This is a genomic window from Kitasatospora sp. NPDC093806, assembly GCF_040683335.1.
Classification (GTDB): Bacteria; Actinomycetota; Actinomycetes; order Streptomycetales; family Streptomycetaceae; genus Kitasatospora.
The window spans coordinates 1-11,490 of record NZ_JBFBDO010000165.1; the positions used below are offsets into that span (position 1 = coordinate 1).

Sequence of the window (11,490 nt, forward strand, 5' to 3'; positions counted from 1 at the left end):
GGTCGGCCCCCGAGCAGTGGGGGCCGACCCGTCGGCGTCGGTCACGGGCCGGTCGGCGTCGGGGTTGGCAAGACCATGGGGGTGAATTTCGGCTGGATGACCACCGGCACGGCGTCCCGGCCGTCCCCGCGCGCGCCCACGATCACGCCGAAGTCGGCGGAGGCGGGCTGCCACTCGTCCGTGACGTCGAAGGAGAAGTCGAACGCTGTCGTGGCGCCGGGCTTGAGTAGCCGCTCAAGCAGCGACGTATCCACCACCAGCTGCCCCTTCCCGTCCGAGGACACCGGCAGCGTGCGCAGGCTGCCGGGGTCCGTCCCGTACCTGGTCCGCACCCGGACCTTTACCGCGTCGGCCCCGGTCAGCACCACCGTCGGGACCACCGAGGCCAGCGGCGCGGCGCCCGGGTTGCGGACGGTCATGGTGAACGTGCTCGGCCTCCAGTAATCGATCCACCCGGTGCTCGGTCCCGAGCTGATCCGCAGCTCCGGCGCCTTCCGGCTGTCAGCCGGGGCGCTGGTCAGCAGTAGCGGGGCCAGTACCGAGGCGTCCTGGGTCCGCTCCGGGGTGGCCGACAACAGGGCGAGGGCTTCGATCAACAGCGTGCCCTCCCCACTGTCGATCGCCGGGTCGAGCCGGAAACGAACCGTCCGGGCCGCCCCTGCGGCCAGCGGGAACGCCGCCGCGTCGGCCGCGGTCCGGTAGGCGCCGGAGCCCTCGGTCAGTGGGATGTCCGTCCAGACGCCGCCCTCGTCCTCGCGCTGCAGCCGGCCGCGCACCGAGCGGCCGCCCCGGACCGGGTCGGTGAGCGTGCGGACCGCGACCACCGGGGCCACCGCGTCGTACGGCTGCTGGGTGGTGTTGCGCCAGGTCACCGAGAAGCCCACCGGGCCCGCGCCGACGATCGCCTGCGTCCCGGCCAGCCCGTCGAAGCTCAGCGCGATGCCGTTCACAGGCCGGCCCGAACCCGGCGTCGCCGGACCGGACGGGGCCTCCGCTGGGGGCACGAACGGCGTCCCAGCAGGCGCGCCGCCCGGCGCCGGGGTGGTCGCTCCCGCTTGTCCGGTGCCGGTCCGTCCCGAGGTCGTCCCCGAGAGGGGGCCAACGGGCTCGGCCGAGGCGGAAGGGCCCCCCGACGGACTTTCGGTCGGCCCCCCGGCCGGCCGAGCGGTCTCGTCGGGGGGTGGGACGGGGAAGCCGGTCGGCAGCACCGGGTCCGGGCCGCGGGTCGGCCCCGGGCCGTCGCTCATCGTCGCCGCCGGCGGGCCGTCGTCCTTGTGGGCGAGCGTGTCGGTCGGGACGGTGAGCACGCCGATGACGGTCGCGGCGGCCAGACCCATCAGCGGCAGCCCGACCAGGTAGGCGGGGCGCCGCCGGGACCGGGGGCCCTTCGGCGGGTCGGCCGGGCGCAGGTCCTGGGCGGTGATCCGGGCGGCCCGGGCGGCCAGCGCCTCGCGGAGCAGCCGCTCCATCGCGGACTCGCCGCCGCTTCCGCTGCCGGTGCCGGTGCCGGTACCGCCGCCGTTGCCGGACCCGGGGCCGGATCCGGAGTCGGTGCTCCCCGTCCGGTCCCGCTCCCCGTCGGCCGTGGGACGCCGGTCCTCGCTCATCGAACGTCCTCCAGCTTCTTCTCCAGGGCGTCCAGGGCCCGGCTGGCGGTGGACTTCACGGTGCCCCGGGAGATCGCCAGGATCTCGGCGATCTCCGACTCCGAGAGGTCGGACCAGTAGCGCAGCACCAGCACCTCGCGCTGGCGCGCGGTCAGCTCCTGCATCGCCACCAGCACCCGGCGGTGCTCGTCGTTGAGGACGGCGTGGTCCTCCGCCGACGGCGCGTCGGCCTCGTGCGGCGGCACGTACTCGCGGGCCGTCCGGCGTCGGCGCAGCACCGACCGGGCGCCGTTGACCACCGCCGTGCGCAGATAGGCCAGCGCGTTGTCCAGGTCGTCGAGCTCCTCGCCGTGCCGTTGGTACAGCTTGGCGAAAGCTTCCTGCACGACGTCCTCGGCCTGGTCCTGATGGTCCACCAGCAGCACCGCCAGCCGGACCAGGCTCAGCCGGTGGGTGAGGTAGAGCTCGGTCAGGGACGGCCCGGCCTCGCGCGTCCGCCCCCCGCCCGGCAGCAGGCGGAAGCCCGCCCGGCGCTGGACGGCCGTCCGGGTCGGGACGGGCAGGTCGAGCACCTCGCCCGCGCCCTGCACGTCCCGCGCGCCGAACAGCAGCCGCACCAGCCCACGGAGGGTGAACCTCCGCCCCTCGGCGGCCCGCGCGGCCGGCCCGATGGCCATGGACATCCGTCTTCGCTTTCCCCCCGACAGCGTTCCGGCTCGACTCCGGTGCGTCAGGAACTGGTTGGTCGCTGTGGCCCCCCGATCGGACCAGCCGGGGCCTCGGGCCTAGGACTTCGGAACCGCCGGCAACTCCTTCGGCCTGTCCCCCGGCATCCAGTACGTGAGCGGGCGCGCCTTCTGGGTCGGCAGGGCCTGACCGTCGACCGTCCCGCCGACCGTGAACTCGAGGCCGCTCCCCGCGTTCCAGCCCTTCGGCACGTTGACCCGGAACGAGTAGCGCGCGGTCTCCCCAGGCCCCAGGGACCGGGTGAGCACGCTGGTGTCCAGCCGGACCAGCCCGTCCGTGTCGAAGGCGCCTTGGAGGCGGCGCCACTCGCCGTCCACATAGACCTCGGCGATCAGGTCCGCCGGCACCAAGCCGTGCTTGGTGTTCGGGCCGAGCGGGTCGGTCACCGCGACGACGGGGGCGACGGTGTGCCCGGCCTGCGCATCCAGGTTGGCCAGCTCCACCCCCAACTCGGTCGGGATCCGGCCGACGGTCATGGGGGTGGGCCATCCCAACGAGAACAGGACCGGCCTGTCCACCGCCACGTTCAGCCGCGCCTCGGCGCCGCCGATCCGGTCCGCCTTGGCGCCGCGGCCGACGTACGCCTCGGCGGCGATCGGCAGCCGGCCCGACATGCTGTCGGCGGCCAGGGTCAGGCGGTAGCGGACCGCCCGGCTCTCCCCGGGGTCGAGCGCGAACGCCGCCACCTGGGGGCCGTTGTCCACGCCGCCCTCCTGGGTCAGCTTGGCCTCCCGCCACTCGTCGAGGTCCTTGCGGTCCAGCAGCCCCTTGGCCGTCGCGCCGAGCTTGGCGACGGCGGCCGGGTAGTCGTACGGGAGCGCCCGCACCACGGGGACGATCTCGTCGAAGCGCTTGTCCGTGGCGTTGGTCCAGGTCACCTCGAAGTCGAGGTAGCTGCCGCCGGCCCGGATCCGCCAGTCGCCGGAGCCGGAGAGCGAGCGGAGCGAGACGTCGACGTGCTCGCCGACCGCGCCGGGCATCTGCTCCGGCCAGGCCGGGGCGGACGTGGCGGTGGAGGTGGCCGAGGTGGCCGGGGTCGGCGGGGTGGCCGGGTTCACCGGGGGCTTGGCCGGGTCGGCGGCGGGGACGGGCGCGCTCCGGGTGGCCGGCTCGGCCTGCTGCGTCGCGCCCTTGGCCGGGACCGTGACCGGGTCCTTGGCCGGATCCTTGGCCGGGGCGGCCGGGGCGGCGCTCGTTCCGGTGGTACCGGCGGCCGTCGGCGCCTGGTCGGCGGTCGGGACGGCGGCCGACCCGGTCGGCCCCGCGGCCGCCGGGTCCACGCCCGCCGTCCCCGCCGGAGCGGGCACCGCCTCGGCCACCGGCGCGACCAGCGCCACCCCCGTAGGCGCGGTCGGTCCGGCGGCGGCGACCCGGGGCCGCGCGTCCGCGCCGGCGTCGGCGGGGAGCAGCACGTAACCGGTCGCGCCGGCGACGACCGCCGCCAGCGGAACGGTCCTGACGAGACGCCGGACAGTGGACGGACGCATGGTGGGTTCCCCGGTGGTAGTCGGACGCGGCGGCCGGACGAGGTCCGGCACGCGCTCGCACCCGTACCGGACCGGCCCTCACCCTGTCAGACGCCCATCCTCCCGGGTGGTTGTCGGGTGTTCGAAGAAAATTTCGGACCGGTCGGAACGACTACACTCACCGCCGTTCCGCCACCACCGTCAGCACCCGTCCGCAGGGGGTCCGCATGGCCGACCGGCACCCGCCCGCCGAGCACGGCGGCCCCACCGGCCCCGTGGCCGTCTCCATCGGGCCGCGACCGGAACCGGTGCACGACGTCGCGGTCTACGCCTTCGACGGCATGGCCCCGTTCGAACTCGGCGTGGTGGTCGAGGTGTTCGGACTGGCCCGGCCCGAGCTGGGCGGACTGCTCGCCACCCCCTGGTACGGGCTCCGGGTCTGCGCCGACCGGCCCGGCACCCCGCTGCGCTCCGTCGGCGGCTTCACCCTCACCGCCGAGCACGGCCTCGACGACCTCGCCGCCGCCGACACCGTGGTGGTCCCCGGGGTGCCGAACGCCTTCAGCGGCACGGTCTCCCCCGCGCTGGTCGAGGCGCTGCGCACCGCGCACGACCGCGGCGCCCGGATCGTCTCGATCTGCTCCGGCGCGTTCGCCCTCGCCGCCGCCGGACTGCTCGACGGCCGGGAGGCCACCACCCACTGGCGGTACGCCGAACTGCTCCAGCAGCGCCACCCCGCCGTCCGGGTCAACCCGGACGTGCTCTACGTGGACGGCGGCTCGGTGCTGACCAGCGCCGGCAGCGCGGCCGGGATCGACCTCTGCCTGCACCTGGTGCGGCGCGACCACGGCGCCAGGGTGGCCAACAGCGTGGCCCGGCGGTTCGTCGTCGCGCCGCACCGGGACGGCGGCCAGGCCCAGTTCATCGAGGCCGCCGTCCGGCCGGTCGAGGAGGAGGACGACGGCATCGGCCGCTCCATGCGCTGGGCGCTGGACCACCTCGCCGACCCGCTCACGGTCACCGTGCTGGCCCGGGCCGCCCGGATGTCCGACCGCTCCTACCTGCGGCACTTCACCGCCCGCAACGGGACCAGCCCGATGCGCTGGGTGATCAGCCAGCGCGTCGCCGCCAGCCTTCCGCTGCTGGAGGCGCCGGACGGCACCGTCGAGGAGATCGCCGCCGCCGTGGGCTTCGAGAGCGCCGCGACCTTCCGGCACCACTTCGGCCGGGTGATGCGCACCTCGCCCACCGCCTACCGCCGCTCCTTCGGGCGCGGCGTGGCCTGACCTTTCCGCGGGTCAGGCCTGCTCACCTCGCCGCGGGTCAGGCCTGCTCACCTCGCCGCGGGTCAGGCCTGCTCGCCGGTGCGGAAGGCCGCGTTGGCGAGCATGGCGTCGTGCAGCCAGCGGGCGAGGCCCGGGGCGAGCCGCTCGTAGACCTCGGTGAACCGCGGGTCCGCGACGTACATCCCGGCGATGCCGCGGTGGATCTCGAAGGTGCAGTCGTAGAAGTTCTCGCAGATGTGCTGCCGGTGGACCTCGGCGAGGTCCATGGCCGGGCCCCCGTCGGCGGGCTCGCCGGCGGTGAAGAGCTCGACCAGCCGGGCGTTGAGCGCGTCCGCCTCGGCCTTGATCCGCTCCCAGTCGGCCTTGCTGTAGCTACCCGTGCGGCGCTGGGACTGGGCCCAGGCCTCGGTGTCGCCCCAGCGCTGCTCGGCCTCGGACTCCCACTCCTCGCGGTAGGACTCGCCGAAGACCTCGAACTTCTCCTCCGGGGTCAGCTGGATACCCATCTTCTCTGCCTCCATGGCGTGTTCGACGGCCGCGGCCAGTTCCTGGAGGTGCGCGATGCGGTCGGTCAGCAGCCGGTGCTGGCGCCGCAGGTGCTCGCTCGGGCTCACCGAGTCGTCGTCCAGGATGGTCGCGATCTCCTCCAGGGGGAACCCGAGTTCGCGGTAGAACAGGATCCGCTGCAACCGGGTGAGGTCGGCCTCGTCGTACCGGCGGTAGCCGGCCCGGGTGCGGGCCCGAGGGGACAGCAGGCCGATCTCGTCGTAGTGGTGCAGGGTGCGGACGGTCACCTTGGCGATCCTCGCCACGGCACCGACCGTGTGTCCGCCGTCCATCCGGGTTCTCCCTCCGTGTGGCCCCGACTCTCCCGCCTACCGTTGCGTGAGGGTCAAGCCCGGGCTGAGGCAGGTGCTACGCCGCCACCGGTTCGGGTTCCGCGCGCGGCCCCGGGACGGCCGTCGTCCCGTCGCCGTGCCCCGCGCCGCGCCGTCCGGGCCCGCGCCGCCGCTGGGTGGGCCAGAGCAGCACGTACCCGGCCGAGACGATCACGAAGGCGAGCCGGACCAGTCCGCGCACCGGGTCCGACGGGATCAGCAGCGTGCCCCCGTACAGCGCGGCCAGCGCGATCCAGCTCCACCACGGCACCAGCCGCCGCTGGCCGACCGTGTCCCAGAGCAGGGTGCCGAGCAGGATCGACGCGGAGTAGTACGTGTAGACGCTCGGATCGAGCAGGATCCGGGCGTCCGCGCCCAGCAGCACGACGGCCGGCCAGCGGCCGCGCCAGACCGCCAGGCTGCCCAGGCCCAGCCCGAGGGCGAACTGCGCCGGCCGGTCCCACCACGGGGTCGCCGGGTCGGTCACCCCGAACCAGCGCAGCGCGGAGGCGGGCTGGTTCGGGATGGTGAACTTGGCGGCCGCCATGGTGTCCAGGTTGCCCAGGTAGAACGGCAGCCAGGCGACCGCCACCAGCCCGACGAACCAGAGCGCCGTCCGCAGCCAGGCCGGCCGGGGCAGCGCGAGGATCAGCGGCGCGAAGGCCAGCGCCCACGGTTTGGAGTCCACCGCCAGCGCCAGGTACACGCCGACCAGGGTGGCCCGGCCCCGGCTCAGCTCGTGCGCGGCGAGGGTGGTGAAGAACAGCGCCAGCACGTCGTCCAGGTGCGCGAAGCGGACCGACACCTCGACCCACATCGGGATGAACGCCAGCCCGGCGATCAGCAGCCGCTGCTGGAGCCGGCGGTGGTTGGTGCCGGTGCCCAGGTAGTAGTGGGCGGCGGTCCGGCCCACCAGGACCAGCATCGCCAGGCCCAGCCCGGACATCACCGCCTCGGCCAGCAGCTCGCCGGTGTGCGCCGGGAACGGGTTGAACAGCCGCGCCACGGCCAGGCTGACCGGGCCGATCTGCAGCTCGGGATGGTGGGCGTAGAGCGAGAGGCCGCCGTCCGGGCGGTCGCTGAAGAGCAGTTGCTCGCCCTGGCGGAGGTAGTGCCAGGAGAAGCCGCCGCTCGGCTCGACCAGCAGGAACCAGAGGACGGTCCAGGCGATCAGCAGGACGTGGTGTCTGCGGACCGGCAGGCCGGCGATCCGCCCGGTGGCGGCGTCGTAGTCCGTGCCGGTCCGGCCGGGCCGCCCCGGTCGTCCCGGCCTCGTCGAGCGTCCCGCGCTCCGTCCACGCACCCCGGTACCTCGTCTGCCGTTGCCGCTCCCCCGGCCGGTCATCCTAGGCGACCGAACGGAACCGCCCGTGTCCCCGGTGGCGGCCGGGGAGCGCCCCCGTCCCACCCCACCCCGCGACACACCCCACCCACCCCACCCGCCGGCCACACGAACAGGAACCGCCCGCACCCCCGGTCACAGCCGGGGAGGCGGGCGGTTCTGGTCATCCGTGGGTCGTGCCGGGATCAGCCCTGCTGGGCCGAGCGGCGGCGGCGGAGCACCACCAGGGTGCCGACACCGGCCGCGAGGACGACGCCGCCGGCGATCGCGATGCCGGTGGTGTCGTCACCGCCACCGGTGGTGGCCAGCGCCTTGTCGGCGTTGGCGCGGGCCTGGGCGACGGCCTTCGGGGTGATCGGCAGCGGCGCGATCGCCGGGACGCTCACCGGGAAGTCGATCGGCTGCCGGGCCGCGGTGTCGTCGTCGGCCGGGGTGGAGCCCGCCGGGGCCGGGGCGGAGCTCGCGGGCGCGGCGGTGCCGGAGGCGCTCGGGGACGCGCTCGCGGTGGCGCTGGGCGACGTGGAGGCGCTGGGCGACGTGGTGGCGCTCGGGGAGGTGCTCGCCGACGGCGTGGTGGTCGCCGACGGGCTGGTGCTCGCGCTCGGGGTCGCCGTCGTGCTGGGCGTCCCCGTCGTGCTCGGCGTCGCGGTGGTCGACGGCGTCGCCGTGGCGGACGGCGAACCGGTCCCGCTGGGCGAGGTGCTCGGCGACGTGGTGGGCGACGCGGTCGGCGAGGTGCTGGCCGACGGGCTGCCGGTCGGCTTCCCGGTCGGGCTCGCGGTGGGGGTGGTCGGCTTGGCGGTCGACGGGGTGGCGGTCGGGCTGGGCTTGCCGCCGCCGTTGGCCACGATCTTGAAGCGCTCGCCGCGGATGCCGTCGCAGCTGAACTCGCCCTCGCCGACCGGCTTGTCGCCCTCCGCCTTCGCGGCGAAGACCACCGGGACCACCCCGGCCGTGCCGAGCGGCGCGTCCGCGCTCACCGAGACCCGGACGGCGACGGTGAGGCTGCTGCCCTTGTTCACGGCGAGCAGCGAGTTCTCGTAGTCGGGCACCTGGCCGCCGATGAGCTTCGCCAGCAGGAACAGCACGCTGTCGTCGTCGCTGTCGCCGCCACCCGGCGCGGGCGCGGCGGACACCCAGGTCTTCGACTTGTCGAGCGACTCGGGGAGCTGGAACTCGACCTTGAGGTGCTCGGCGCGCAGGCTGCCCTTGGCGTTCTTGAACTTGAGCAGCGGGTAGTAGACGAAGTCCTGCTTGGTGTTGTTGTCGACGGTGAAGTTGAACATCTTGGTGTCGCCGCCGGCGACGAAGGTCCGCGGCACCCCGTCCAGCGACAGGTCGAGCGCGCGGGCAGTCTTGTCGGCCTGCGGCGCGGCGGCGGCGGAGGACGCTCCGGTGGTGGCGGCGGCCACCGCGCCCTGGGCGCCGGTCAGGGCCAGCGAGGCGGCCAGCGCGGTGGCACCGGCCAGGGCGAGACTGCGAGGTATGGAGATGGACAAGGGAAACCTCACGAGAGTGTCCGGGCACGGCCCGGGAGCGCGGGAGGACAGGGCTGCTGTCCGAGCTGCGTTCCCCCCGCGAAGCTGAAAGTCCGACGGAGACTACCGAAGGATCCGGTCGCGCCGGAAGCCGGGTGCCGCATTCTCCCGCGCCTGGTGGGTTTTCTGTCCGGTTGGCCCAACTATGCCCAGGGACAGGGCTTTTGCGACTGACCGTCAGGTATCCGCAGGGTGACCGGTACACGTCCGGAGGACCGTACCGCACGGCCCCCGGGCGTGCCTACGCCCGCGCCCGCCTCAGCGCGCGTCCGCGCCCGCCTCAGCGCGCTTCCGCGTCCGCGTCGGCGTCCGCGAAGAACGACTTGGCCGCGATCAGCGCCCGGTCGTCCCGGAGCACGTCCCCCGGCCGGGTGCCGTTGCCGAGCAGCGCGCCGCCCCAGCGCATGCCCAGGTAGTCGGCGGACAGCCGCAGGGTGCCGATCAGCGGCTCGGCCTTGTCCGGCTCGGTGGCGTACGCGGTGACCGCCCAGACGGTGCCGCCGGCCATCCGCGCGCGGAAGTCCGCGCCGGGCACCCGCAGCCAGGCCGACCAGTGGTCCAGGTAGAGCTTGGCGGCGGTCGGCAGCGAGTACCAGTACAGCGGCGCGACGAAGACCAGGTCGGTGGCGGCCAAGGTGGCGTCCAGCAGGGTGCGTTCGTGGCCGGTCGGCTCGTCGTACCGGCCGTCGGCGGTGTGCCGGCGGTCCTCGAACGGGGGCAGCGGGTGGTCGCTCAGCCGCAGCCAGCGCTGTTCGGCGCCGGGCGGCAGGCTCGCCGCGGCGGCCAGCCGGGCGAGCTGCGCGGAGTTGCCGTCGGCCCGGGCGCCGGCATCGAGGAAGAGGAACGAACGCCGCGCGTCGGCGCCGGTGCTGAGCTCGGACAACGGGACCCCCGTACGTACACCCGCGGCCGGACGTCCCGACCCGCTGTCCGCAACACCCGCCCCGGCCGGCCTGTTCCCCACCGGGCGTACGCCGGGGCGCACGCCCCCGCGCGCTACGCGGGCAGCCCGGCCCGGCGGCGGGCGACGGCCGCGACGGCGGCCCAGTCCTTCTCGCCGTCCCCGTGCGCGAGCGCGTCCAGGAAGGCGTCCCGCAGCACGCTGCCGAACGGCAGCGGGACGTGGGCCGCGGCTCCGGCGGTCAGCGCGAGGTCGACGTCCTTGAGCCCGAGCGGCAGCTTGAACCCGGCCGGCTCGTAGCGGCGCTCGGCCACCATCGAGCCGTACCCGCTGTAGACCGGCCCGGGGAACAGCGTGTCGGTGAGCATCTCGACCAGGTCGGTCGGCCGGACGCCGTTGGCCTCGGCCAGGCTGCACGCCTCGGCCATCGACTCGATCGCGCAGGCCAGCAGGAAGTTGGCGCTGATCTTGGCGGTGTTGGCCTGGGCCGGGCGCTCGCCGAAGTGCCAGGTGCGCCGGCCCATCGCGGCGAGCAGCGGCTCGACCGCCGCCAGGTCCGCCGCGCTCCCGGCGGCCAGGATGTCGAGCTGTCCGGCCGCGGCCACCGGCGGCCGGCCGAGCACCGGCGCGGCGACGTACCCGATGCCGTGCTCGGCGTGCAGCGCCTCGGCGCGCTCGGCCAGGGCGACCGAGACGGTGGCCGTGTTGACGTGCACCCGGGCCGTGGCGCCGGCCAGCAGGACCGGGTCGAGCAGCAGCCGTTCGACGGCCTCGTCGTTGGCCAGCATCGAGACCACGACCTCGGCGGCGAAGACGTCGGCCAGCCCGTCGGCCGCCCGCGCGCCCTGGGCGACCATCGCGGCCACCGGCTCGGGCGAGCGGTTCCAGACCCGGACGGCGTGCCCGGCCTTCAGCAGGTTCGCGGCCATGCCGCGGCCCATCTCGCCGAGTCCCACGAAGCCGACCGTCATCCCGCTCATCGCGCGCTCCCGCCTGTCGCCCGGCGGACGAACCGGCCGTCCGTCCACGGAGAACCGACTGTACGTCAGCCCTTCCCGACCGCCCCGGGTGCCCCAGCAGGCCCGAAAGCCCCGGTCACCCCCGGCGTCACGCGGCCGCGGCGCCGCGGCCGGCCTCCAGCCGGGCGGTGACCCGGCCGCGCAGCAGCTGGTACTGGGCCTGGAGCCGGCCCGGACGCTGCGGGCGGGCGACCGGCCGGCCGGGGCCGACCCGCTCCTCCGGACCGAACCGCGAGCGGGTCATGTCGACCTCGACGCCGGCGGCGGACCGGTTCCACCAGTGCAGGTCGGTCCGGACCCCGCCGACGTACACCTCGCCCATCATCAGCTCGCCGCCCAGCAGGTCGTGCACCACCAGGGCGGTGGCCCCGCACTGGCCGCAGGCGGGATTGTCGGGACGCCAGTGGGCCAGGTCCTCGGGCGCGCAGGTGTCGACACCCCAGGAGGAGCGGATCGCACGTTCGATGTCGTTGAGGGTCCACGCCGTCATAGCGGGAAGCCTGCCACGCGGTACCGACAGCGGCAGCGGCTTTTCATCGGTTGACCCCGGTGTTCTGCGGCGACCTTCACGATCTTCACCCGTACGAGGAGCCCGCCGGGGACGCCCGCGCGGGCGTCGGCGCTCCGGTGCGCGCCGGCGTGGGCCGCGCCCGTACCCCGGCGTGGACCGACGGTGCGCGCCGGGGCGGGCCCCCGACCGCCCCGG

At 75.1% G+C, this 11,490-nt stretch carries 10 protein-coding genes; 1 reads left to right on the forward strand and 9 read right to left on the reverse strand.

Going from position 1 to position 11,490, the window contains the following annotated elements; all coding sequences use genetic code 11:
* Positions 1-41 precede the first annotated feature (41 nt).
* The 3 genes from AB0N76_RS37570 to AB0N76_RS37580 all read right to left on the reverse strand — a co-directional run bounded on the left by AB0N76_RS37570 (position 42) and on the right by AB0N76_RS37580 (position 3,841).
* A complete protein-coding gene (locus AB0N76_RS37570) occupies positions 42-1,607 on the reverse strand; it encodes a hypothetical protein (RefSeq protein WP_363565255.1) in 1,566 nt (521 codons plus the stop codon).
* Complete coding sequence (locus AB0N76_RS37575; protein WP_363565257.1) at positions 1,604-2,290, reverse strand: SigE family RNA polymerase sigma factor; 687 nt, start codon at positions 2,288-2,290, stop codon at positions 1,604-1,606. The genes AB0N76_RS37570 and AB0N76_RS37575 overlap by 4 nt, the downstream gene beginning before the upstream one ends.
* 102 nt (positions 2,291-2,392) lie before the next feature.
* Positions 2,393-3,841 carry a hypothetical protein gene (locus AB0N76_RS37580; protein WP_363565259.1) on the reverse strand — a complete coding sequence of 483 codons (1,449 nt, stop codon included), beginning with the start codon at positions 3,839-3,841 and terminating at the stop codon, positions 2,393-2,395.
* Between the two features lie 206 nt (positions 3,842-4,047).
* Here AB0N76_RS37580 and AB0N76_RS37585 point away from each other — a divergent pair, with 206 nt between their 5' ends.
* Complete coding sequence (locus AB0N76_RS37585) at positions 4,048-5,106, forward strand: helix-turn-helix domain-containing protein (RefSeq protein ID WP_363565261.1); 1,059 nt, start codon at positions 4,048-4,050, stop codon at positions 5,104-5,106.
* A 62-nt stretch (positions 5,107-5,168) separates the two neighbouring features.
* Here AB0N76_RS37585 and AB0N76_RS37590 read toward each other — a convergent pair whose 3' ends face one another.
* The 6 genes from AB0N76_RS37590 to AB0N76_RS37615 all read right to left on the reverse strand — a co-directional run bounded on the left by AB0N76_RS37590 (position 5,169) and on the right by AB0N76_RS37615 (position 11,274).
* The gene (locus tag AB0N76_RS37590) at positions 5,169-5,945 is read right to left on the reverse strand and encodes a MerR family transcriptional regulator (RefSeq protein ID WP_363565263.1); all 777 of its coding nucleotides are present in this window, start codon (positions 5,943-5,945) and stop codon (positions 5,169-5,171) included.
* A 76-nt stretch (positions 5,946-6,021) separates the two neighbouring features.
* A complete protein-coding gene (locus tag AB0N76_RS37595; protein WP_363565273.1) occupies positions 6,022-7,185 on the reverse strand; it encodes a hypothetical protein in 1,164 nt (387 codons plus the stop codon).
* A gap of 326 nt (positions 7,186-7,511) precedes the next feature.
* Entirely contained in the window at positions 7,512-8,825 is a 1,314-nt protein-coding gene (locus AB0N76_RS37600) for an LPXTG cell wall anchor domain-containing protein (RefSeq protein WP_363565265.1), read from the reverse strand.
* Between the two features lie 319 nt (positions 8,826-9,144).
* Positions 9,145-9,747, reverse strand: a complete 603-nt coding sequence (locus AB0N76_RS37605) for an NAD(P)H-dependent oxidoreductase (protein WP_363565267.1) — start codon at positions 9,745-9,747, stop codon at positions 9,145-9,147.
* A gap of 113 nt (positions 9,748-9,860) precedes the next feature.
* Positions 9,861-10,793, reverse strand: coding sequence for an NAD(P)-dependent oxidoreductase (locus AB0N76_RS37610; protein ID WP_363565269.1), 933 nt, complete (start codon positions 10,791-10,793; stop codon positions 9,861-9,863).
* A gap of 79 nt (positions 10,794-10,872) precedes the next feature.
* Positions 10,873-11,274, reverse strand: a complete 402-nt coding sequence (locus AB0N76_RS37615; RefSeq protein WP_363565271.1) for a hypothetical protein — start codon at positions 11,272-11,274, stop codon at positions 10,873-10,875.
* Positions 11,275-11,490 lie beyond the last annotated feature (216 nt).